This is a genomic window from Macrococcoides goetzii, assembly GCF_002742385.2.
GTDB classification, from domain to species: Bacteria; Bacillota; Bacilli; order Staphylococcales; family Staphylococcaceae; genus Macrococcoides; species Macrococcoides goetzii.
Genome location: NZ_MJBI02000001.1, coordinates 455071 through 478735, shown reverse-complemented (window position 1 = coordinate 478735; position 23665 = coordinate 455071). Strand labels below are relative to the sequence as shown.

Annotated in this window: 24 protein-coding genes and 1 other RNA gene; 8 read left to right on the top strand and 17 right to left on the bottom strand. The window is 32.0% G+C overall.

What is annotated here, in order from left to right:
* Position 1: 1 nt before the first annotated feature.
* Positions 2-1114 carry a conserved virulence factor C family protein gene (locus BFS35_RS02570; protein WP_099578138.1) on the bottom strand — a complete coding sequence of 371 codons (1113 nt, stop codon included), beginning with the start codon at positions 1112-1114 and terminating at the stop codon, positions 2-4.
* 9 nt (positions 1115-1123) lie between these two features.
* Complete coding sequence (locus tag BFS35_RS02565; RefSeq protein ID WP_099578140.1) at positions 1124-1306, bottom strand: zinc-finger domain-containing protein; 183 nt, start codon at positions 1304-1306, stop codon at positions 1124-1126.
* Between the two features lie 134 nt (positions 1307-1440).
* Here BFS35_RS02565 and BFS35_RS02560 point away from each other — a divergent pair, with 134 nt between their 5' ends.
* A complete protein-coding gene (locus BFS35_RS02560; protein ID WP_099578142.1) occupies positions 1441-2124 on the top strand; it encodes a queuosine precursor transporter in 684 nt (227 codons plus the stop codon).
* 45 nt (positions 2125-2169) lie between these two features.
* Entirely contained in the window at positions 2170-2559 is a 390-nt protein-coding gene (locus BFS35_RS02555) for a ribonuclease HI family protein (protein ID WP_099578144.1), read from the top strand.
* A 6-nt stretch (positions 2560-2565) separates the two neighbouring features.
* Here the strand turns inward: BFS35_RS02555 and BFS35_RS02550 are convergent, their stop codons facing one another.
* Both BFS35_RS02550 and BFS35_RS02545 read right to left on the bottom strand, forming a co-directional pair.
* Positions 2566-3342 (bottom strand): Cof-type HAD-IIB family hydrolase, encoded by a 777-nt coding sequence (locus BFS35_RS02550; RefSeq protein ID WP_099578146.1) that lies wholly within the window; start codon positions 3340-3342, stop codon positions 2566-2568.
* A gap of 30 nt (positions 3343-3372) precedes the next feature.
* Positions 3373-4311, bottom strand: coding sequence for a Fic family protein (locus BFS35_RS02545; RefSeq protein ID WP_099578148.1), 939 nt, complete (start codon positions 4309-4311; stop codon positions 3373-3375).
* Between the two features lie 177 nt (positions 4312-4488).
* On the opposite strand from BFS35_RS02545, the gene BFS35_RS02540 reads away from it, so the two are divergent.
* Positions 4489-5013: a hypothetical protein gene (locus BFS35_RS02540; protein WP_099578150.1), complete on the top strand. Its 525-nt coding sequence runs from the start codon at positions 4489-4491 to the stop codon at positions 5011-5013.
* Between the two features lie 286 nt (positions 5014-5299).
* Here BFS35_RS02540 and BFS35_RS02535 read toward each other — a convergent pair whose 3' ends face one another.
* The 4 genes from BFS35_RS02535 to BFS35_RS02520 form a co-directional block, all read right to left on the bottom strand.
* Positions 5300-6790: a M30 family zinc metallopeptidase gene (locus tag BFS35_RS02535; protein ID WP_205757134.1), complete on the bottom strand. Its 1491-nt coding sequence runs from the start codon at positions 6788-6790 to the stop codon at positions 5300-5302.
* Between the two features lie 255 nt (positions 6791-7045).
* Positions 7046-7918, bottom strand: a complete 873-nt coding sequence (locus BFS35_RS02530; protein ID WP_099578152.1) for a 5'-3' exonuclease — start codon at positions 7916-7918, stop codon at positions 7046-7048.
* Positions 7915-8811 (bottom strand): sulfurtransferase, encoded by an 897-nt coding sequence (locus BFS35_RS02525; RefSeq protein ID WP_099578155.1) that lies wholly within the window; start codon positions 8809-8811, stop codon positions 7915-7917. The genes BFS35_RS02530 and BFS35_RS02525 overlap by 4 nt, the downstream gene beginning before the upstream one ends.
* A 3-nt stretch (positions 8812-8814) precedes the next feature.
* Complete coding sequence (locus BFS35_RS02520) at positions 8815-12210, bottom strand: dynamin family protein (protein WP_158554236.1); 3396 nt, start codon at positions 12208-12210, stop codon at positions 8815-8817.
* Positions 12211-12343: 133 nt separating this feature from the next.
* Between BFS35_RS02520 and BFS35_RS02515 the strand changes: the two genes are divergently transcribed.
* The 3 genes from BFS35_RS02515 to BFS35_RS02505 all read left to right on the top strand — a co-directional run bounded on the left by BFS35_RS02515 (position 12344) and on the right by BFS35_RS02505 (position 14727).
* Complete coding sequence (locus BFS35_RS02515; RefSeq protein ID WP_096076475.1) at positions 12344-12511, top strand: cytochrome c oxidase subunit 2A; 168 nt, start codon at positions 12344-12346, stop codon at positions 12509-12511.
* Between the two features lie 12 nt (positions 12512-12523).
* Positions 12524-13003: a cytochrome c oxidase subunit II gene (locus BFS35_RS02510; RefSeq protein ID WP_205757133.1), complete on the top strand. Its 480-nt coding sequence runs from the start codon at positions 12524-12526 to the stop codon at positions 13001-13003.
* Between the two features lie 68 nt (positions 13004-13071).
* Complete coding sequence (locus BFS35_RS02505; protein WP_099578607.1) at positions 13072-14727, top strand: b(o/a)3-type cytochrome-c oxidase subunit 1; 1656 nt, start codon at positions 13072-13074, stop codon at positions 14725-14727.
* Positions 14728-14775: 48 nt separating this feature from the next.
* Here BFS35_RS02505 and BFS35_RS02500 read toward each other — a convergent pair whose 3' ends face one another.
* From BFS35_RS02500 to BFS35_RS02475, 6 genes are all read right to left on the bottom strand, one after another.
* Positions 14776-15786: an MsnO8 family LLM class oxidoreductase gene (locus BFS35_RS02500; RefSeq protein ID WP_240628332.1), complete on the bottom strand. Its 1011-nt coding sequence runs from the start codon at positions 15784-15786 to the stop codon at positions 14776-14778.
* 110 nt (positions 15787-15896) lie between these two features.
* Positions 15897-17015, bottom strand: coding sequence for a THUMP domain-containing class I SAM-dependent RNA methyltransferase (locus tag BFS35_RS02495; RefSeq protein ID WP_099578159.1), 1119 nt, complete (start codon positions 17013-17015; stop codon positions 15897-15899).
* A 131-nt stretch (positions 17016-17146) separates the two neighbouring features.
* Positions 17147-17513, bottom strand: an RNA gene (gene rnpB / locus BFS35_RS02490) — RNase P RNA component class B.
* A 52-nt stretch (positions 17514-17565) separates the two neighbouring features.
* Positions 17566-17880, bottom strand: coding sequence for a cell division regulator GpsB (gene gpsB / locus BFS35_RS02485; RefSeq protein ID WP_099578161.1), 315 nt, complete (start codon positions 17878-17880; stop codon positions 17566-17568).
* Between the two features lie 10 nt (positions 17881-17890).
* Positions 17891-18442 (bottom strand): SLOG family protein, encoded by a 552-nt coding sequence (locus BFS35_RS02480; protein ID WP_099578163.1) that lies wholly within the window; start codon positions 18440-18442, stop codon positions 17891-17893.
* Positions 18443-18452: 10 nt separating this feature from the next.
* Complete coding sequence (locus BFS35_RS02475) at positions 18453-18791, bottom strand: DUF1798 family protein (protein ID WP_099578165.1); 339 nt, start codon at positions 18789-18791, stop codon at positions 18453-18455.
* 76 nt (positions 18792-18867) lie between these two features.
* On the opposite strand from BFS35_RS02475, the gene recU reads away from it, so the two are divergent.
* On the top strand, positions 18868-19470 hold the full coding sequence (gene recU / locus BFS35_RS02470) for a Holliday junction resolvase RecU (RefSeq protein WP_099578167.1): 603 nt from the start codon (positions 18868-18870) through the stop codon (positions 19468-19470).
* Positions 19471-19495: 25 nt separating this feature from the next.
* Positions 19496-21955 (top strand): transglycosylase domain-containing protein, encoded by a 2460-nt coding sequence (locus BFS35_RS02465; RefSeq protein ID WP_240628330.1) that lies wholly within the window; start codon positions 19496-19498, stop codon positions 21953-21955.
* Positions 21956-21976: 21 nt separating this feature from the next.
* Here BFS35_RS02465 and BFS35_RS02460 read toward each other — a convergent pair whose 3' ends face one another.
* From BFS35_RS02460 to BFS35_RS02450, 3 genes are read right to left on the bottom strand one after another with little or no spacing between them, the layout of a single operon-like run.
* Positions 21977-22294 (bottom strand): YpoC family protein, encoded by a 318-nt coding sequence (locus BFS35_RS02460; RefSeq protein ID WP_099578169.1) that lies wholly within the window; start codon positions 22292-22294, stop codon positions 21977-21979.
* Positions 22291-22944: an endonuclease III gene (nth, locus tag BFS35_RS02455; RefSeq protein WP_099578171.1), complete on the bottom strand. Its 654-nt coding sequence runs from the start codon at positions 22942-22944 to the stop codon at positions 22291-22293. The genes BFS35_RS02460 and nth overlap by 4 nt, the downstream gene beginning before the upstream one ends.
* A complete protein-coding gene (locus BFS35_RS02450; RefSeq protein WP_099578173.1) occupies positions 22934-23611 on the bottom strand; it encodes a DnaD domain protein in 678 nt (225 codons plus the stop codon). Before BFS35_RS02450 ends, nth begins: the two co-directional genes overlap by 11 nt.
* Positions 23612-23665 lie beyond the last annotated feature (54 nt).

Genomic DNA, 23665 nt, shown 5'->3' with positions numbered 1-23665 from the left:
ATTATTCTCCTTTGTTACGGTTAGCAATTTGTTTCCAAACGGAACCAACAGCTGCCTCACCATTTTTAATTCGTTCGTAAGCCATTTGTACTTGAAGTTTGACATCAAATGCAGGATCTTCTAGATGTTGCTCTAAATAAGTTAAACTACTTTCATCACCTTCGTCAAAGATAAACATCGCTGCACGCCATCTGACAATTGGATGTTTATCATTTAACGCTGCATGCATTATTGGTAAACTTTCTTTAAACCCAAGATCACTTAAAGTATCTCCAGCTGTACGGCGTACAGTTAAATTATTATCATTCATTGCTTTATGCAAAGCAGGTAATACTTTTCTATCTTCTATCATACCTAAAAATACGACAGCAAGACGCCTTATCTGAGGCTTCTCATCTAGTAGCACTGCTTCAAAAAAAGGCAGATCAGATAAGTCTGGATTCGGATAATGATCTATCTTTCGATAACGTTCCTGCCAATCTTCAATCGTATTATATTCATCCAAAGTAATTTTTTCTAGTTTCTTGGATGTATCTATATACTGATTTGCTTTACCTTTTGCAATATATTCTGTCAAAACATCATCAGGAAATTTAGCATCAATTTCTTCTTTAATGGATCGGATGATTTCATCTGTCTCACCATATCTTACACCGTAATCAATCCATTTACGGAGTAAAATAACATTATCATCATCATTTTGTGCAGCTAGCATCGCATCGATAAATCTTACATCCAGTTGTTTACGTGATTCTCCATCTTTATCTGTAACTTTTATTTGATAAGGAATACTTTTAAATTCTAGTACTTCAACTTTCTTTTCACCATTATCCACTGTTATTTCTTGTTGAACATCAATCTCTTCTTCAAAAACAGATTTTATTTGTGGTAGTACCACTTCCCAATCGGACTTCGGCGTTTTATCAACAGAAATAAAATCCATAACATGAAAAACTGATTTTACATCTTCTATTTGAAGTAATGCATTAATAAATACGGGATTAGTTTCATGTATTGTTGAATATGTATTACTTTTCATATCCTCTTTTTTATAATCAAGTGTTATTTTTAACGTATTAGGACTTGGTGTTGGTTCAATTTTTGTGATCTTCATAATAGCTCCTTACTGCAATATATTGCCGAGTTGTTTTATTTCAATACCTACAGAACATTTCTTTATACAATAGTGATGTGCGTAAGTTTTGCCATACGCTTTGCGGTGGTATGATTTAAGCATACATCCTTCACAATAATGATCCGTTAAAGTATCGATTTGTTTTAAAGTCACTTTTTGTTGCAGGTTCATTATCTCACCTCAAAAATTAGTATATCAAAACTGCAAAAAAATTGATGCTCATTTGTTTCCTAAATGATAACTTGCAAATTCAATAGATACACTCTATAATACATAAGTTGAATTTTTATAGAAAGAGGTTTGCTATGAGTAATGAATTATGGGCACTTGCTGCCTTTTTGTTAACGTTTTTATGTATGGTACTCATGTATCGTTTTTTTGGAAAGGAAGGGTTATTTGTATGGGTAGCAATCGGTACAGTGATTGCAAATATTCAAGTAACAAAGTCTGTTGAATTATTTGGTATTACTGCAACTTTAGGGAATGTCCTATTTGCGTCAATCTATTTAGCAACAGATATTTTAAATGACAGATATGGCCGTAAAGTAGCAAAAAAAGCGGTGTGGCTAGGATTTGCATCAGCTATTATTATGACGATATTAATGGCGATATCTTTACAATTTACACCTACAGAGACAGATATCGCACAAAAAAGCATGCAGACGTTATTTGGTGTCGTACCTAGAATCGTATTAGGATCAATCATTGCATATATTATCGGACAATATGTAGATGTTTACTTATTTAATTTAATCAAAAAATATTTTTCATCAGAGAAAACATTTATTGTACGTGCATATGGAAGTACGATATTCAGTTCAATTGTAGATACTGCATTATTTTCTTTAATTGCATTTACCGGTTTAATGCCTAATAATATTGTCTTTGAAATCTTTATAACGACTTATTTATTTAAATTAGCTTCAACAATATTAAACATTCCTTTCGGTTACTGGGCAAAACGTTATCATAAAACAGATAACTTATAGTCGTTTTGCGAGATTTTAAAAAAAATAGGAACATGAGGTATAAATATGGCTCAAATATTTATTGATGCATCAACAAAGCAGAATCCACTTCATAGCGCGTGTGGTATTGTTCTCAAACTTGATGGTAAGACGATTGAATATGGAGAATATTTAGGTGCTGTAGATAATCATATAGCCGAATGGCAAAGTCTAATTATCGGAATAAAGCTTGCTTTAACCAATGATTGTAAAACTTTACTGATAAAAAGTGACGCCAAAATTGTTGTAGATTCTATTGATAAAAATTATGTGAAGCAACCTCTGTTTAAACCTTATTTACAGGAGTATCTTAAGTTGCAATCAAACTTTGATTTAATAATTATCAACTGGATACCTAGACATCAGAATAAACATGCAGATGCTATAGCAAGAAGAACTTTGCAGCAATATTTATAATATTGCTCAAAGTTCTTCTTTTAATATTTTCTCCATTGTAATTAACACACCATTTTCATCATTACTCGGTATTTCAGTCTTTGCGATTGATTTAACTTTGTCATTTCCGTTTGTCATTGCAAAAGAATTTTCTGTAAGTTTTAGCATTTCAATATCATTATCACTGTCACCAAAGACATATAAATCATTCATATTTGCACCCAATATATTCATCACTTTTTTAATTGCAACAGCTTTATTTGTTCCTTTATGAATGATATCGATACAATTAAAACCACTATCTACTGCAATGCTTGATTGGCATAAAGTATTTAACTGAACAATCAATTCTTTCATATCACCTTTTATTTCAATTGTGATTTTAGTAATATCATTCATTTCATCCAAATTATTTATAATCAAATCGTTATAATACTGCTGCATTCGATTGATAAATTGATCTCCGGCTAATATGTTAATATAAGATTTTTCTAATGTACTTGCTACATAAGAATAAATATTATTATTATTTAAATACTTTAAAATCCGATTAATATCAGTGTAATCGAGAAATTGCGTATCTATAATTTTATCATCAAACGCAATGACTGCACCATTAAAGCCAATATAGTATATATCTTTTTGCTCAAAAAATGTTTTGAGATGAGAAATAGTATTGCTACTTGCTACTAACAACTTAAATTCATCTTTATATTCTGTATTTAATCTTTCGAAAAATTTCTTATCATAATTATTATTACTATCTAGAAACGTGCCATCCATATCCACTGCAAATACTTTCATCAACTCACCCTTATTCACGTGAAACAATCATTATTTCACTTTATATTGTGTAGATTTTCCTTGTCCAACTTTAACAATAAAGTCTTCTTTTTGAAGTTGTACTAATGCCCGTTCAATGGTTTTACGACTAATATCTGCGAGCATAATCTCTAGATCTTTACGCGCAATCGGTTCAAAGGATCTATTTAAAACATTAAGTACTCTATACTGCGGCGTTATTTTCTCATTTAATATTAACTGGAAATTATAGTCCAGTGATTCATAGGACTCCAGTATTTTATAAAAATAATAATTCATAAAACCCTGTATATCTTCAAAAGGAAAATAATCAACATTCTTTTTCTTCAACCTTTTATTATTACCAGCGATATCTTCATAAATCAGTTTTTCGATACTTTGATACTGAGTTACTAAAATATTAGATTTATACAACAGTAAATTCAATAATAAACGAGAAAATAAGAGCGTTTTATTAGCAAGCAGATTAGACTGAATAAATTCAAACACAAATTGAAATATCTCGATTAGTATATTTGTATGTGGCAAATCGATTACATTATTATAATGTAAACATAATTGTTTGACAGCATCTCTTTGGACTTCTGAAGATTTTGATATCGATTCTTCGTCTCCCATTGACATCTCTAAATACATTGCACAAATTGATTCATAATTGATGTCAATAAATTCATAATCCTCTACAATATATAACAATGCATCTCTAAATCCACATATTTGCGCTTCTATTTCATTATTAAATGATTTTTTAAACTGTAGTATCTGTAATAACTTTGTATCAGATACAGAATATCCTGATAAAGCACAACCATATTTCACATTGTGATACAAACCTGAAAATTTAAGTTTCTCCAATGTGGCAGTATTATATTGTAAATAAATAATTTGTTTACCTTTGTACTCATGAATTTTAGTCATTAAATTCACAATATTTGAGTTATATCCAACCATATATACACCTCTTTATCAGTCATTTTATATCATTTGACTGATAAAATAAAGAATATTAAATAAATTTAAGTTATTTTCAAAAACTTTTAAATCAATAACATTTATAAAGCTATTGCTTTATTATTCCAAATGGATATTATATAATATTTCCACTACTAAAAAATGGAGGCTATTCTTATGACTTCTTTAACTATCCAGCAAGCAATATTCATCTCAAGTAAATTACGTGCTCAACTTGATAATGCAACAGAAAAATTCAGAACAGAGTTTCGCGTACCGATCGCATTAAATAATAAAAGTATTGTTACAGAAGAAAAGAATGCTTTAGTGCATGAAACATTACGCTTAATTGAGAGTTTAAAGTCTGATATCTCCAATTTAAAAACAGCTATTCATAGAGCGAACTGTAATGCTCAGATTGAATTTGAAGATAAGTTATACTCACCTTCAGAACTCCTGGAGTCTCTTAAAATTGAAAGAAATATCGTCAACATGCTTGATAATAACATTTCGTTCGGATATGGACAGGAGCGAATTAAAGCTGTCGCTGGTGTTGGAATCGTTGAAGAAGGTATTATCGACGAGCAATACGTTCGTAGTTACATTGAGCAGTTAGAATCCTCTGCAAACAACAAATCAATGTTAATCGATCGTTTTAATAATGAGTATACAATAGATGTTGAGTTGAGTAATCAAGTATAATTGCCATCTTTCTTAATTTTAGCTTTGAATAACTCATTACTACACTTACTACATCACATCATTATGTTGTTTTGGTAGAAAGTCTTATTTAGTCATCGAATGGAGCCGCTTTTCGTTTTACTTAACATTTACGTCTTACGTATACGAAGATTACGGAATTCAATTTTTGATTTTTTAACTTTCGATGGGTGTAAACCAAAAACGCAGAATAGCTCGTTTTGCCTTTCAACTATTCAAAAGAGGATTAGACAATGTCTAATCCTCTTACTTTATATAATTTCATTGTTTAATAGTTACCCGGGCACCAGATACGTCCATTTGGACATGGTTTAGTCGACGGTCTTTCAGTAGTTGGTTGTTCTGTTGTTGCCTGTTCAGTTGTCGGTGCTTCAGTAGTTGGTTGTTCTGTTGTTGGCGCTTCAGTTGTCGGTGTAGTTATAGTACTTCCTACTTCAACGTATTTGATATTTTGACCTTTATCAGAAGGTACTTTAAACGAATCCTGTGCATCAAATACTACTGAACCTCCTGGTGCTAATGCTGTTGGTAAATTTGTAATATGAATTGGTTTAATTCCATTAAAACCAGACTCACCATTAAATCCAAATTTACCTGTGTTTTCTTTCTTTTCTAATGCAATTCTGAAATTCGTCATAAATTCGCCTACAGACATTGTTGGACTAATATGTTTATGTATCGCACGTTGCAATGTTTCAATCGTTGTACCTTGATCTTCTAAAATTGCCTTAAATATTGCATCACCATTATCAGATTGCGTTCTTAAGTATTGACCGAAGAGATATGATAATGAATAATTCGATAATACATCATCATTATTATTCCATTGTAAGACAGATCTACCATTTGCAATGGTCATTGATTTATTAAAATAATCGATGCGTTTCGTTAATACTTCTTTAGAATATATTTGTTCAGCTGCCATCGAAAATGCTTCATTTAACCAAGTATCCATCTTACCTGTAATAAAGTCACCTCTCTCAACAATGACATTACGATTAAAATTAACCATATGTTGATACTCATGGGCCAAAGTCGTATATATCTTTGTAACGTCCATCTCTGCATTTTTACCCATTGACGGATAAGTATCCATATAAAATGTTTCTGATAAGTTAGACCCCTGCATCATTAAAAGATCTCTCGGATGAAAATAACCTCCAACGTAACTTTTTGTCGTTTCATAATCATCTTTAATATCAAATACTAAAATATTGATTTTTCCATTCTTATCAATATCAGAAGGTGTCGAAAATTTAGATTCAACAAGTGGTGCAATCTTGTTATCAAATTCCTGTCCTATTTGTGTAGCTTTCGCTTCTGTTACGCGGCTATCTGCAACCCATACTTGTGCTTTAGAACCATCATATAATAATTTTGCTGTCGTTTTCTCATCAGCATTAGTAACTGTGTTTATTGTTGTAAATACACGAGAGTCTCCCTTTTTATAATCATTAGTCATTGTAGGTATCTCTGCTTTACTTTGTGTACGTAAAGACTTACTTACTTTTGGTACATCAAAAGTCTTATCAATCTGGTGAATCTCCTGATCTTTGTTTACAATTGAAGTAATATTTTTAGTAGCCATTTTTGGATAAAGCATATTAGTATTTATCGTCCCTATGTTTTCCGATGTTCCAAGTCGATTCGTATTTTCGTTATTAATGATATACGTTTTTGCCTCTGCGTTTGAAGTTATAGATGAAACGAGCGTAATTGTTGTTAATCCTGTAATCGTATATTGAAGTAACTTTTTCATTATGAAGCTCCTTTATGTTTTATTTATTAAATTCAATATATATTGTTAATTGATTATTTACAACACTCTGAATATTACTTTGCGGTGTACCGCAAAGTAATATTTTTTGTTGAATTTTTCTAATACCAACTGTAATACCTTGATATAAAAGGATTAACTAGCATTTTTAACTTTTTATTAACATACTATTATTTGTTCAATTGTCACAAATAACAAAACCCTCTATGCATTATATTTTGCATAAAGGGCTTGTCATTATAATTTTGCTATGAAGTTTTTGGCAACCTTCAGTTCGTATTGATCACATAAATCTATCATTGATGCCAAATCAACTGAATATGGCATTTCACTGATAATTTCATCTAACTTTAGCGGTACTTCTGTATGGATAGCTGCAAGTTGATGGGAAAGCTTTAAAGCATCTGCTGCTTCATTAATTTTATTTTGCTGACCTTTCGGAAGTTCTTCTATATGTTCAAGTACACCTTCAACACTGCCATATGTCTGAATTAATTTAAGTGCTGTTTTTTCTCCAATACCCTTTACACCAGGATATCCATCAGCAGTATCACCCATAAACGCTTTAACATCAATTAATTGCTTTGGCTGAATTTGATATTCTTCGATAAATCGAGTTTTATCATATTTATTGTAAATATTAAATCCTTTTTTTGTTAACCATACTTCTATATGATTATCTAGTATTTGAAGTAAATCACGATCACCACTAATTACTTTTATATCATATGTGTTATCTAGTGCATGTGCTAATGTGCCAATGACATCGTCGGCTTCAAAATTTTGTATGCCAATATTATGAAATCCGAGTTGTCTTGAGATTTCCTGCACCATATCAAATTGAGGAATCAACTCTTCTTGTGGTGCTGGACGATGGGCTTTATAGTTAGGGTCGATTTCGTTTCTGAATGTTTTAGCCCCCATATCCCAACAGACTATTACATGATGGGCATCGATGTCATGAATCGCACTTACAACATGTCTTACAAATCCTTGAACCCCATTTGTAGGTATGCCTTGCGAATTTTTCATATAGTTTTTGTGTAGACTTGTAGCAAAGAAGTGACGAAAAAGCAAAGCCATTCCATCAACGATTAATAAATTGTTCATTTTTGTTCTCCAGTTTCGATTTGATTTGGATATTTTGACACCCACTCGGAATAACTACCTGCATATACTTTTACATTTTGGTCTAATGTCTTGAGAGCGACATATAAAGGTGTAGCGCTTAAGCCTGAACCACAATAAATAATGCTTTCTTTTCCTAAAACATTTTTGAATACTTCTCGTAGTGCCTCACTTTTTTTCGGCAAACCATCTGCATACACTTCACTAAAAGGAATATTGATTGCTGTCGGAATATGGCCTGCAATTTTATCCATCGGTTCAACTTCGCCAACATAGCGTTCATGAGCACGCGCATCAATAAGTACAACATCATGTTGAGGCGCCTTAATTAAGCTTTGGATATTATTACAGAAAGTGATGATCTCTTTATTAAAATTTTTGTTTAAATCTCTATTTGCTAATTCTTTATTCATTTCCACCGCCATTTCGTACTCTTTGACGGTGGAATTATAAAATTTAACTGTAGCATGCTGTTTTTCTTCAAATGAATCTTTAGTCGATTTCTTAAACAGTTTCAAATCTTCATAACCTTCCTGAATAAGAAAACATTCAATACCCACAAGATGACAGAGAAATACAAATCGAGTGCCATAAAAACTATTGCGATTATCATATCCTATTATCAACTTACCTTGAGCAATTGATTCCACAATATCAATGAAATCATTTAAATCAGGTAATGGATGTCGTCCACCAGATATTGGATTGTTACCCATTAAGAATGAATGAATATACTCTGCTCCTTCAATTCTTTCTTCATAATAGTTTTGAATACTTTGTGCTAAATTGTCCATTATACCTCGACAATCAAATAATACTGCATCATTATTTTGTACCAGTTTATAAGCTTCTTGTTCTGTTATCCATATTTTCATGACTTACACCTCTATTTTTTGAATCGCTTCTGAAACTTCTTCTTTTAAAGTATGGTCAATTTTTTGTTGCATTTTTTCGTGCATTGTTTGATGTATCATTTTATTTTTTTCTTCAATATAATTAGACAATTTTATTGCATTGTCGTCAATAAGCATCAAGATTTCATTTTCATACATATCAATTAATTTAATTAGCATTTGTATCGTTTTTTGGTGTATTTCATCGTACAGTTCAATTTTCAGTGTCTGATTCATCAACTGTTTCTGCTTAATATTTGCTAAGCTTAATGTATGAATTTCATCAGTGAGCTTACTAATACTTACGTCATTAGGATTTAGTAATTGTTCTTTATATTGTAAATCTTCATAAATCTCTTGTTGTTCTAATTGCTTCGATAATACTTGACTTACCTGATTGAAGTTCAATTGTACGCCCTTATTTAATCTCGGCATAATCAAATATAAGTCTTCATTTAACTTTTGCTGAACAGCATGTAAATAGCTCTGTTGTACTTTAGACAAATCTGAAGAAGTATTGATTTGTTCTTTTAAGACGTCATACAGCTGTATTTTCATCTTATCTTTAAGATATGTTGTTTGTTCTGTCAATATATCCTTTACCGATCGTATTACATTATCTTTTACATTTAAATCGATTGGACCATTGGCTAACCACTCTTTGTAATACTGATTTCTAATTTGTATTTGATTTTCGTACTGATCAAAATCATTTACAAGTGCTTTTGCTTTTTCGTATAAAACAGATGTCTGGTGATTAATTTGCTTGATTTTCTGTTGTTTACTTGTTGTGGTTACAAAGTGTTCAATTGCTGATTTAAATATAGTAAATTTTTCATCGTAAGCTTTTAATGAATTTCGACTTGATACTGGATAAATTGGATCATCAATTTTTAAAGTTTGTAATTCACCCCTTAAATAATCAATAACCGAATTTAATTCTTGATCATCTTTTGCTAAATCTACCGCATTAATAACAAAGAAATTCTGACTATCTTCGTTTATGATTTCTACTTCATTTAAATAAGAAAGAAATGCTTTGTCTTTTTCAGTATAGACGTGATTGTAATATGAAACATAGATTAATAAATCGCTATCAGCAATAATTTCTGTCGTTTCTTTTGTATGACGGCTATTCGTACTACCTGTGCCTGGTGAATCAATAATAATCTTATCTTTTAGAAAATCATTTTTTATACCTAACGTTATTTTCTGTACAAATGCAGCGTGTGCATCAACAGCAGTATACTGTTTTATTTCGTCATCATTCACTTCGATTGTTGCATGATTCTCTAAATACTGTGCATATAAATCATAATTTTGAATAATCGCTTCTGCAAAATTTCTGTTCTGTGCATTTAACTGATTAAGTTTTCCTTTAAATCGTTTAATCCATTGACTAATTGTAGGTACATCAATTGTTGAAGTTAACATCATGTCATTTAATGATTTCAATATGTCTTTTTCCAACTTAAATGTGACATAATTCTTATCACCATATTGAATCTCAGTAATTGAAGCTGTCGTTGGATTCGGGGAAGATATTAATATTTCTTCTTTTAAAAGAGCATTAATCATCGCACTTTTACCTGCACTAAAAGCACCAAATACAACAATTTTAGTTATATTTTTATTCAATCGTTCAATTTGTGCATTTACTTTCTCTATATCAGTCTTGAAGTACGTAACATCAGACAAATGTTGCAGAATTGATTTGCTTAGATTCAGATTCTCATTTGCAGTAGTCGGTACTTTAGTAATTTTTGAAATTTCTATAGGTTTTTCATCAAGCATTTCAAATGTTACATATTTTCTATCAATTAATTTATCTACTGATTCATCAACATGAATATAGTAGTGTAAATAGTTTTTAGTAGTAATTGATTTTAATAATGATTCATTCTCAAAATATTCATCAAACTTCACAGTTTCCTTACTATTTTCATTATTTGTATTTAAAATGGACATATTTATATTTTTTATGAACTGATCATGCCAATTCTTTTGCTGATTAACAATCATACGTTCAATGAATAATTTTAATTCATCTGAATAGATTAATACATAATCATTTGTGATAGATGTCTGTTGCTTTATTAACTGCTTAACATAATCTTGTGAAATATTAAAAACAAGTTCATTAATTATATTTGGATAACTTAAGTATTTTGAGAATTGACCATAATATTCTTTAAGCTGAAATGTAATTTGTTTCTCAATTAATGCATTCAGTGATCTAACAACTGTTGCCACTTTTTCATCCTGAATCGCTAGTAATTTTGCTTTTTTACCAAAAAGTCCTGGTACTTTATAGTTATCTGCAAATGTTTCGAGCATCTCACGATTTTTCTCGCGCATTTCAAAGGGCATTAAATAAGCATTTTTTATAATATCCTTCACACCATTTAACAATAACTGTGTGTTATTGGCATCTGCTAATATAGATTGTTCAGCGTTCATCGCTACATTTGCACTTGCTTTCTGATAGGCAGTATCAATTTCGTCTTCTTCAACATTTATTGTAGCCAGTAAATTCGTTTTAATTTCATTCAGATAATGTATTTGTGTCGATTCAATATAAGCTATCATGCGTTCAAAATAATGCGCTTTGTTTGTTTCTACAATGTGTGCATAGCGCTCCATTAATGGAATCACATTATCAATTTCATTATTAACACTATCATAAATTGATGTATATAAAATATGCTCAATCTTAAGTTGCCAACGTTCAATATTATCATTTATAGCAGTTTTAAAATCTTCAAATGATAATTCTTCTTCCTGATGTTTATCAATCTGATTTATTATCAACACGACTGGGACGTTTAATTGATTTAATGCTCTAATTTGATCAAAGTTTTTTTCTGAATTTACATGATTATACTCAACCGTATAAAAAACCAGGTCACTAATAAGTAAAAATTTCATTGTACTTGCTTCATGGTTTTTAAATGTTGCATCAATTCCTGGAGTATCCTGAATAACGGTACCATTATCAAATAGATGAGAAGATTTTTTGATTTCAACGGATTCTATTTTATGGTTAAGTGTATTTACTCTTTTTATATCTTCATATTGATTTAAATCACTATATGTATGATTATCAAGATTGATGCGTACATTTTCAGTGTCACTGATAATAATCTGAGCCGTATTACTTGTAGTAGGAACTGGGGAACTCGGTAAAATATTCTCATTGAATATATGATTTATTAAAGATGATTTCCCTGAAGAAAAGTGACCAATAAAGCTGATCACAACTTGATCCTGATGCACTTTCTTAATAATTTCATTGATTTGTTCCACTAAAATCACATTGTTTGACTTCTCTACTTCTTTTTTTAATTGATATAATTGCTTGATTTGTTCATGATGTTTCATAACATACCTCATTCATATATATTTATTTGTGAAATTTTTAACGAAAATAAAAAAGTGTGATATTTATCACATTAATAAACTTTGTACTCTATTATTATAAAGAAAGAAAAGCTATTAAGAAAGGGTGTTCATTATGGCAGAAGATAAAAATTTAAATCAATCACATGATCCGATTCAGGTTAATGAAGAAGTTCATCACGATTTAGATTTGAGAGGCACAATGGCGTCAGTATTATTTTTAGGCGCTGTGTTTGTAGTAACATGGTTTGCAATTTTTATATTATTTTTAGAACGTGTATAGGAGGGGAATATTTTGCATAAGTTAGAGAAAATTTGGCTTGGATTAGGTATGGGATCACTTGTTTTATTCTTAGGTATTATTTTTGTTTCTGCAATACATAGCGGTCACGAGCCAATCGCCAGTGGACGAGAATTTGTCGATCCAGAATTAATTGATAAACATGAAGTATTCAGCAAACCAGGATTACATAAAGTTGATGGTAAAGATTGGGATTACGAATTAGTATTTGTGGTTTCTGCATTTAACTTCAATCCAGGTGAAGTTGAAATTCCAAAAGGTTCAAAAGTAAAGATTATCGCAACAAGTCGCGATGTTGTTCACGGCTTCGAAATTGCTCAAACAAACGTTAACATGATGATAGAACCAGGACACATCTCAACATTCGTCAAAACATTTGATAAAAAAGGTGAATACCTATTATTATGTAACGAATACTGTGGTACTGGTCATGCAGACATGAAGTCAAACATTAAGGTGGTAGATAAGAAATGAACGCATTCAAATTAGATAGCGGCGTATTTGACGATCGCTCTACTTATAGAAACCATCATGCCGAAGAAATGGCAGAACGTGTAGAAATGGACCGTAAAGATGGTAAATTAATAATGGCACATATGTATGTCGCAATTGTGTGTTTAATCATCGGTGGATTAGCAGGTCTTCTACAAACATTAGTACGTTCTGGACAATTAAAATTACCTGCAGGAATCGGTTATTATCAAATCTTAACTGTTCATGGTATTATTTTAGCTTTAGTATTAACAACATTCTTTATTATGGGATTCCAGACAGCTGCAGTAATCCGTACTTGCGGTAAACTTTCACCATTACAAAGAAAATTAGTTTGGTTAGGATTCTGGGTAATGTTAATCGGTACTGCAATGGCAGCAACGATGGTATTACTTAATAAAGCTACAGTCTTATATACATTCTATGCTCCTCTGAAAGCGCATGTAATCTTCTATGTTGGTATGGCATTAGTCGTTGTAGGTTCTTGGATTTCTGCAGCTGGACAAATCATGCGCTATGCACAATGGAGAAAAGAACATAAAGGATTAAAATCTCCTTTATTAGCTTATATGGCAACAATCAACAATGTTATGTGGATCGTATGTTCTATCGGTGTTGCAGCAACAGTTTTATTACAAATGATTCCTTGGTCATTAGGTTTAGTTGAACGTATCGATGTATCACTTAGCCGTACGCTATTCTGGTACTTTGGACATGCATTAGTTTATTTCTGGTTATTACCAGCATATATGTCTTGGTATGCAGTCGTTCCAAAAATTATCGGTGCAAAAGCATTTAGTGATAACTTAGCACGTATGAGTTTTATGTTATTCTTATTCTTCTCAATTCCAGTTGGTATTCACCATCAGTTAACTGAGCCTGGTATTGATGTAACATGGAAATATGTACAAGTTGTATTAACATTCATGGTCGTTATTCCTTCATTAATGACTGCATTTAGTTTATTTGCAACATTTGAAGCGTATGGAAGAAAAGTTGGTACTAAAGGATTATTTGGATGGATTAAAACATTACCTTGGAATGATGCACGTTTCGTATTACCATTCATCGGAATGGCAGCATTTATTCCTGGTGGAGCTGGTGGTTTAGTTAACGCTTCAGCTCAAATGAACCAAGTCGTACATAATACTATCTGGATTACAGGTCACTTCCATTTAACAGTAGCAACAGCAGTTATCTTAACGTTCTTTGGTACAATGTACTGGTTAATTCCACATGCTACTGGGCGTGTAATGACAAAAGCAATCAATAGATTAGCAATTATTCAAGGTGTTATGTGGGCAATTGGTATGTCAATCATGTCTGGCGCAATGCACTACATCGGATTATTTGGGGCGCCACGTCGTTCTACTTATTCTGAATATGGTGGTTCAAAAATTGCAGCTGAGTGGATTCCTTACCAGGTAATGCAAGCAGTTGGAGGTACAATTTTATTTATCTCTATCATCTTAGTAGTTATCGTGTTCATTCAGTTAGCTTTCTTTGCTCCTAAAGGATATGAAGCATTCCCAGTTTCTGAAGCAATGGATGAAGCAGCACCTGCTTATAAATTCGTTGAAAACTGGAAATTCTTAATTATCGTTACGATTGCATTAATTTTAGTAGCGTATACAGTACCTATCGGACAAATGTTTATGGATCCACCTCCTGGTGCTAAAGGTATGGGTGAAGGAAAACTTTGGTAAAATTAAAACATCAAGCTTTCGCTTGATGTTTTTTTATTTTTATATTCATTATTTCTCACTATTAATTTCATCTATTATTTCTTTAATCGCTTTAAAACTTTCTTTTTTTAATCCAAAATCAAACGTATTATTGATTACCATCAGTTCATCAAAACGATACGTTTCATATAATTTTTTAATTTCATATTTAACATCTTCTTTTATTCCAATAAAATAACGTCCTCTATTCTTCTCGATGATCCGTAAATCCTCTTCACTATAATCATTTTTATTAACCTGTTCTATTGAAGGAATGACAGTATCTCTACCTTTAGTAACATTTAATAACCAATGATCTAATATACGTTTTTGCATATCTTTTTCATCTTTATCTTTTACAACAATGATAAATGTACAAAATATCGTATATGCGCATTTCATAAATGCATTAGGAATAAACCCCTGTTGATAAATTTTTATTGCACTGTCTCGATATTTATCACTGATAAAATTACCGAAAACAAAACCTACCCCTAATTTTGCAGCCCTTTTAGCACCATTATCAGTTAACCCTAACGTAAAAATATCTGGATGATTTTTAATTCTCGGTCCGGCTTTAACTCCTCGATAGTGATGTTCTATAGGTAAAGTGTTACGCATAAATCCTAAAAACTCTTCTAGCATTCTATCGTATGCTTTTACCTTACTGACGTTACCATCTGTTAAGGCTTTTCTCGTAATTTCACTTCCACCTGGAGAATTTCCTAGGCCAATTGTCACACGACCAGGAAACATCGCTTCTAGTAAATTTGCATTTTCAGCGATCTTATAAGGACTATATTGCGGTAAAAGAATACCTGCAGAACCTATGTTTATCGTAGTAGTGACTGATAATAATCGAGTCATAAGAATTTCTGGTGAATTGCTAATTAATCCTGTCGTATTATGATGTTCAGCAACAAAATAACGATCATAATTTAATTTTTCTGCAAATTGAACGAGTTCTATCGTATGTGCCAATGCATCCCCTGGCGTTTCTCCACGTGCCATGGGTACTTGATCTAATATACTTAATTTCAATGTATTTTCACCTTCTTTTCAATATATTTATCATAAACAAAAAACCACACAAAACATATATTTATGCTTAGTGTGGTTAAATTTATTTAAAGGTTTGTCGACAGCCTCTTTTATCTCTCGCCCCAATATTGATAATAGGTACATTCAATGTATCCATTAAATAATTTTCGACGTTTTGTCGCTTTTTTGCCAACCAATACTTCAAAAGTCTTTAAACTTGTCAAAATATATAGTGACCATTTAGGATTTTTTTCAATCAGTTCTCCTAAATACGTATACATTGCTTCCACTTCTGCTCTCTCACCGATACGTTCGCCATACGGTGGATTACCCACGATTGCACCCTTTTCACTGTTTAACGTAAGATCATGAACATTCATTTGTTTAAATTCAATGATATCTCCAAAACCTACTTCAATCGCATTATTACGCGCAATTTCAACCATATTCGGATCAATATCACTTGCTGTAATCGATATTTCTTTATCATATTCAGCAACATCTTCTGCCTTAACACGTTCTTCATCGTACATACCTTCAGGAATGATATCCCAGTTTTCACTCACAAAATCTCTGTTAAATCCTGGTGCAATATTTTGAGCAATCATTGCTGCTTCAATTGCAATGGTTCCTGAACCACAGAAAGGATCAATAAATGGTGTATCTCCTTTCCAGTTAGATAACAATACAAGTGCAGCTGCTAACGTTTCTTTCATCGGTGCTTCACCTTGTGCGAGACGGTATCCACGTTTATGTAATCCGGCTCCTGAAGTATCGATTGTAAGTAATACTTCATCTTTAAGAATCGCAACTTCAACTTTATATAATGCGCCATCTTCACGTAACCATCCTTGCTGATTGTGGGCTTTTTTTAGACGTTCAACAATTGCTTTCTTTACAATTGCCTGGCAGTCAGGTACACTGAATAACTTTGATTTTAAACTTCTACCCTGAACTGGAAAACTTCCATTTTCACTTATATAATTTTCCCACGGTATATTTTTTGTCTGTTCAAACAACTGTTCGAAAGTTGTTGCATAGAAACGTCCGACAACAAGTTTAACGCGATCTGCGCTGCGTAACCAAAGATTTGATTTAACGATTGCGCGTGCATCACCCTGATATAATACACGTCCATTTTCTGTTGTTGTTTCATATCCTAGGGCCTGAACTTCTTTCGCTGCAACAGCTTCCATCCCCATAGGTGTAGTGGCTAGTAATTGATACATAATTTCCTCCAAGTTTACATAATACTTTTATAGTAGAATGTAATGTTTATTAATTCCATTGTAACACGATAAATACGTTCAATAAATAAAAAAAGTCCCCCATTATAAATGGAGGACATCTAGAAAGATATCTCTATAAGCCATGTTCTGTTCCTTAGTACTGCAAATGAGCCTAGATACTCTCGTACGCCGGTGATAATCATCTGTCTGTATTTTCATACCTCTTCTATACGTTCATTTCCGCTAGAAAAGTGCTCCTACCAAATTTGGATTGCTCACTCGAGGGGTTTACCGCGTTCCACCTTTTCTATTTCTAGAAAAGCTACGTCACTGTGGCACTTTCAAGTTACTCAGACCATATCTAAGACTTAGGTCTATTCACTGCCGTCAAATTAATGCCCTGGCTTATTGTTTCACCAGGCACGATCACTACAGCCATCTCAGGCATGTGTGAGCATGGACTTTCCTCTATACAAAGTATAGCGATTATCCGAGATATCTTTTAACATTATTAAATTATAACATCAAATGCATTGAATTGCGATGGCTATTATTTACCGAACACTGCTTTTTCAAGATTAGAAATACGTTTTAATAAATCGTAGTTATTCGGTGTTTGTTGCTGATGATCACTTCTACCTGTTGCAACACGCATACGAAGGTTTTCAATTTCACGTTTCAATTTTGAATTTTCATCAGAAAGCTTTAATAATTGATTGTTCATGTCTGCCATCTTTTGATAGTCTTCTATCACTTCATCTAGAAAACTATCTACATCTTCCGGTTTAAAACCACGTACCATCGTTCTTTCAAATTCTTTTTCATAAATATCTTTTGCAGATAATTTTAAATTCATTTCTGACATAATAACACCTCTAATTTTCTTGTTCTCTCATATATTCATCTATAAAATCTGATAAGTCGAAAAAACTGATACTATCCATAGTATATTGATTTTCTACCATAAAATCAATGAGCGTTCTTTTGAAGAATTTAGGACTTGCTTCATGCTCTTCGTCATAAAATAATAAAGTACCTTCAGTATTATCCAAAATGAATTGATTCGCCTGACTAAACATATATCCACCTTTATAAGTATCCTGAAACACACTATTTATATAATCTGCTTTACTGATAATCTGTTGATAGTATAGTTGATTTTCTTCATTCCATTTTTCTGTGTGACTTAAAAATGGCGTGATAATACCCAATTTAATATCATATTGTTTTTTTAATCGAATCGTTACTTCAGCTGCCCATAATTCCGTACCTAGATTCCCCTGGATAATGACCCATTTAAGACCTTCTTCAATATATGATTTAATTTTATCCTGAAGGAAGAGTTTTATATATCGTACTTCAGGCTGATTATTTTTAAAAATACCAATCTCATACGGTTTATATCCAGTTATATATAAAGTCTTCATTACTATATCCTTAAACTTTTCCTATTACTCTGTTGATATATTGAAGATCATGATTGACTGCTTTAAATTTGTCGATAAAAATTTTTTTACTCGTCTTATCAAAAAAACAATCGACAGATAACTCACGGATATATAGAATCATTAATGATAATTTCTTTTCATTCATTAAAGGTAAAGATAATATCTCTTCTTTATAATTATTTAATTGATTTAAATTTGCATCTACTTGTTCAGTAAATGGTTGTACATCAATAACAAAGTTAAACAGTTCACCATTTTTTGCGCTATGAAAGTACTGATCAATCTGTTGCATATTTTCAATTAAACTTTTAATACAATTTTGTAACATTTAACTACTCCTTTCACAAGTTGTGTTAAACTCATTGTATATGAAAAAATAAGACATCACAATTAGGATGAATAAAATGGTCAATTATCCAAATGGTAAGCCTTCTAAGTCTTTAGACTTAGTTACAAATACTATAAATAATAGTAAAATTGAATATGGAAAACGTGGTATGAAATTTGAAGATGAAATCGACAACAGCAATCGATATTATCTCCAAAACGATCTGGCAATTATACATAAAAAACCGACACCGATTCAAATCGTAAAAGTAGATTATCCGAAACGTTCGAAAGCAGTAATCAAAGAGGCTTATTTCAGACGTGCATCAACAACTGACTATAATGGCATATATAATGGTAAGTATATTGATTTTGAAGCTAAAGTTACCCAAAATAAAACGAGTTTTCCACTGATCAATATACACCAGCATCAAGTTTCACATATGCATCAAGTTTATCGTCATGGCGGTATCGTCTTTATTTTAATTTGCTTTTCCAGTCTTGAAGAAGTATATTTATTACCGTTCGAAAATTTTTATCATTATTGGCAAAGATACAAAGACGATGAAAAGAAATCTATTCAGTTAAAGGAAATTAAAAAAGATGGTATATTGATACCATATACATATCGTCCTAGAATTGACTATTTAAAAGCAATACAATCACTATATTCTATTTAAGATTAATGAGAGAGAGGATTTAAGAATGGCTAAAAAGAAAAAAAGTTTAAAGAAAACGATCTTACAAGTTGTAGGCGTGCTTGTCGCATTATTTACAACGATGGTCGTTGCTGGTATGCTACTGTTTCTATATTATGCATACAATGCTCCAAAATTTAATGAGTCAGCATTACGTGATCAATTACCGACTAAAATTTATGATAAAGATAATAATTTAGTAACCATATTATATATGGGACAAAAACGTGAGAAAGTTAAGTTTGCAGATATTCCAGATACGATGCGCGATGCTGTACTTGCTACTGAAGACAATCGTTTCTATGAACATGGTGCATTAGACTTTAAACGATTAACCGGTGCAGTATTTAAGAATTTTACTGGTGGATTTGGTTCGCAAGGTGCTTCAACATTAACACAACAAGTAGTTAAACGTTCTTTCTTAACAGATCAAAAATCTATTGAACGTAAAGCACAGGAAGCCTACCTATCTTATCGATTAGAACAAGAGTATGATAAAAATCAGATTTTTGAGATGTATATGAATAAAATTTATTATTCTGATGGTATCTATGGTGTTAAAACAGCAGCTAGATATTATTTTAATAAAGATTTAGATCAATTATCACTTGCTGAGTCTGCTTATTTAGCTGGACTTCCTCAAGTTCCTAACACGTATAATTTATATGATCATCCAGAAGCTGCAGAAAAACGTAAAGATACTGTTTTATATTTAATGAATCGTCATAAACGTATCTCTAAAGCTGAAATGGAACAGGCGCAAGCTGAAGACTTATCAAAAAATTTAGTACCTAGAACAGCTGCACAACGTCAAAATATAGAAGAAAATGATCCGAAATATGCATCATACGTCAATGTAATAAAACAAGAATTAAAAAATAATAAAGAATTTCAAGGCAAATCATTAAGTGATGTGTTAACTAGCGGATTAAAAATTTATACAAACATGGACAATAATGCACAGATTTCACTGCAAAACAATGTTGATAACATGAATATCTATAAAAACAAATATCAACAAGCAGCATCAACGATTGTTGATACACAAACTGGTGCACTTGTTGCAATAAGTGGTGGGCGTAATTTTACAGACGTCGTTGATCGAAACCTTGCAACAGACGTACATCCTGTTGGTTCAACAATCAAACCATTCTTAAGTTATGGTCCAATTGTCGAAAATGAACAATGGGCAACAAATCATAAAATACAGGATGAATCAGAATACGATATAAATGGTATCAAATTTAAAAACTATGATACGCAAAACCACGGCGTTGTAACAATGCGTGATGCTATCCGTCGTAGTTTAAATATACCGGCATTAAAAATCTTCCAGGAAGTAAAAAAAGAAGCTGGTAATGATGCATCTTATGAATTTGCCAAAAATGTTGGATTAGAATATCAATCAAAAGATTTAGGTCCTGCTGAAGCTTTAGGTGGATCATCTTCTGAGTTCTCTCCTACTCAAATGGCAAGTGCATTCTCTACTTTTGGTAATGGTGGTACATACAACAAAGCGCATGCTATTCGAAAAGTTGTGACACAAGATGATGAAACGATTAAGTTTGACACAGTTTCTGAAAAAGCGATGGAAGACTATACGGCATATATCGTAACGGATATGTTAAAAGGATCATTTGAACCTTTAGGTACAGCTTATGGTAGTAGTATTCCAGGTCTTACACTTGCAGCTAAAACAGGTACAGGTACGTATGGCAATGAAACGTATGAAAAATACAATTTACCTGACAATGCTGCAAAAGATGTCTGGATTGTAGGGTATTCACCACGATATACTATGTCTGTTTGGATGGGGTTCACTAAACTTGCTGAAGGCGGTGCTAATTCATTCGTTGGTCCTGAAGAGCAAGCATTACCAAAATCTTTATTTAAACAAGTAATGAGTGAAATCAGTCCAATAGATGGTCAGGATTTTGCAATGCCTGATTCAGTTGAAAAAATCGGTACAGATGTTAAAGTAAAAGGTCAACAAGATAATAATGATGTTTTAACAGGAAAAAATGATAATTCATCTACTACAGAGTCAGACTCAACGACAACTTTTCCTACAGGTTCTTTAGATGAGCAAACTGAGGCAGCGCGTAATAACAATGAACGTGCTGCTGAAGCTGCTAAGAGAGCCTTAGAAGAAGCAGAACAGGCAGAACAGGATGCGAAGAATCAAATCAATAACCAGTCATCTAGCAACTCTGAAAAAAAAACTTCTAATTCAAAAGACAAGAATAAAAACAACACCACTGAGGTTGTAACAGAAAATATACCTACTACAATGGAAAGAAGAACAGCTGAAACTGTTCCATCTAGCCAATCTGCAGATCAAAAAGCTGCCGCTGACTTGAAAGCAGCGAGTGATAAAGCTGCTGCTGACTTAAAAGCTGCAAGTGATAAAGCTGCTGCTGATTTAAAAGCCGCAAATGAACGGGCAGCACAAAATTTAGGTCAATAAAAAAGAAGCGAAACAATAATGTTATCGCTTCTTTTTTATGCTTTTTATCGCAATTAACTTATTGATTTCAACAAGCATTGTCTTCATTTGCTGATAACCCATAAAATGATGTTTACGCTGTTCAATATACTTTATACGTTCAATAAAATTTAAAGGTCCTATTTGAATGCTATCAGCTTTAAGTTCAACATTGGGTTCTAAATCATTTAATGTTCTCATTAAATACAGTAATCCTTCATAATATTCATCAAGTAATTTTATTGCATCAATACTATTTAATGTTCTATTTCTACTGTGCTGATCAATTTGTTCTTCCAGTTCACTCATTCTCTCTTTCATGATACAACCACCTTATGACGTTTCTTACCTTCTCTGCAATCCTTTAACAATGGACATTCAAGACATTTCGGATTGCGCGCTGTACAATGATATCGGCCAAAGAAAATTAATTGATGATGCGTTTTGTTCCATCGTTCTCTCGGAATCTTATTACATAATGTTGCTTCAACCTGCTTTACATTATCTTTCCATTTACATATACCAAGTCTCTTAGATACACGTTCTACATGCGTATCAACAGCAAGTGCAGGAATTCCAAACGCTACAGATACGACTACATTGGCAGTCTTTTGACCAACACCTGGTAATGCAACAAGTTCAGCATGTGTCTGCGGAACTTTTCCATCATATTTATCTATTAAAATACGACATAATGCCTGAATATTTTTTGCTTTATTCTTATATAAACCGATTGAGCGAATATCATCCATTAGCTCCTCAATCGGAACATTTATATAATCTTCTGGTGTTTTGTATTTTTGAAATAACGTTCTAGTTACTTTATTGACGAGAACATCTGTACATTGTGCCGATAATAATACAGCAATTGTTAATTCAAATGGATTGTCATGAACAAGTTCACATTCAGCATCAGGAAACATTTCATCAATAACATCTAACATTTCTAAAGTTTTCTTCTTACTTATCATATGGATTCTCTCCGTTCACCCAATCAAAAACAGGAATATCAGGTACAGTTTTAGATAGCGTTTTTGACGGCTTATATTCATTACTTACTATTTTTGATTCATCAATCGTCTTAACATTACGTTTTTTCCAGTTCAGTAATATTCGATCGATATATTTAATACTCAGTTTATTATGACTGCTTGCTTCGTTTAAAGCTGTAATAATTAGTGACGCAGAATGTCGATCGGTATCTATCCAATGAGAAATTGTCTCAATTTCTATGGGTGTTAAAGGACGTGCAAATGTTGCTTCAAAACGTTCAAATATTTCTTTAAAACTCGTTTGTCGTACATTGACATCGTTAATTTTTTCTTGTTCTTCTTGTAATCTTAATAATTGCGATTCTAAAGGTGTTAAATCGTAACGTTCTTCAAAAGATACGTCATCATATTTTTTAACATCAATTTTTATAAAATCTTTACTGATTAAGTTTTGTAATATTAACATCACTTGTGCCTTGTCAATGCTCATCGCATTGCTAATTGTCTCAAACGAAGGTAAACTATGCTCATTTGATAATTCTATAATTTTCATGATCATGATGAGTTCAGTTTCACTCATCCCAAGTTGATGATATTGTTCAAAAAGAACACGAGGAATGATGATATCTTGTTTAAATATACTCATTGTCTCCTCCTTATTGATAGAAAAATCGTACAGATATAAAATTATATCTATACG